This window comes from Faecalibacillus intestinalis, from assembly GCF_003024685.1.
In the GTDB taxonomy this organism is placed as follows: Bacteria; Bacillota_I; Bacilli_A; order Erysipelotrichales; family Coprobacillaceae; genus Faecalibacillus; species Faecalibacillus intestinalis.
The window spans coordinates 1-707 of the sequence record NZ_PYLQ01000052.1; the positions used below are offsets into that span (position 1 = coordinate 1).

At 31.4% G+C, this 707-nt stretch carries 1 protein-coding gene; it reads right to left on the reverse strand.

Features of this window, described 5'->3' with window-relative positions; all coding sequences use genetic code 11:
* Positions 1-168 precede the first annotated feature (168 nt).
* Positions 169-707 (reverse strand): transposase (locus C7U54_RS14435; RefSeq protein ID WP_146137647.1); only part of this gene is annotated, 539 nt, incomplete at its 5' end.

Consider the following 707-nt stretch of genomic DNA (forward strand, 5'->3'; position numbering starts at 1 on the left):
GGCGCTCTAAATAATCGAGTGCTTTAGCGAAATTCGCTCTAAATTATTAAGGGGGATATTGATGTGAAATCAGTATCCCCTCTAAAATATTCAGTGCTTTTTTAAGAGGAAAATTAGGATGATGTCTGGTCCTGGTGTTCCTCCTTTTATTTGTTTTCTATTTTTATTTTATTTTTTGTAGGTTCCTCTAGGATTTCCTATACGTTTTATTCTGTCTGTATGTTCATTCATTGTGTAAGTTTCATATTTATTTTGAGAATATAGGATTCTGTTTCTTGCACGTTGAAAATTGGACATACCATTTGCATTGGATAAGATCTTCTTTACATAATTGTTTTTACCTTCACATGGTCCATTAGATATACGTCTGTCATTTATCCATGTAAAAGAGTTGAGTATTTCTTCTTTCCAATGTTCAAGCGTCACCGCAACACTTATACTTTCTTCCACATGTGTATGTTTGAATTTTTTAATTACTGCATTGAGTTCCTTTCTTTTATTAGAATTATTGACTTCTTCTTTTGAAACTTGATCGAATATCAAATATTCTTCTTTGGCATTATAGGCCTGTCTAAGTTCACCATCAAAGCTTAGTAAAGTTTCAAGTATCATGTTTTCAGTTACATGACATTCCATTATCTTATCATACTTGAACGTTTCATTGTCTATGTTATTTTTGGTTTTTAACAGTATCTTGTAACGATGTT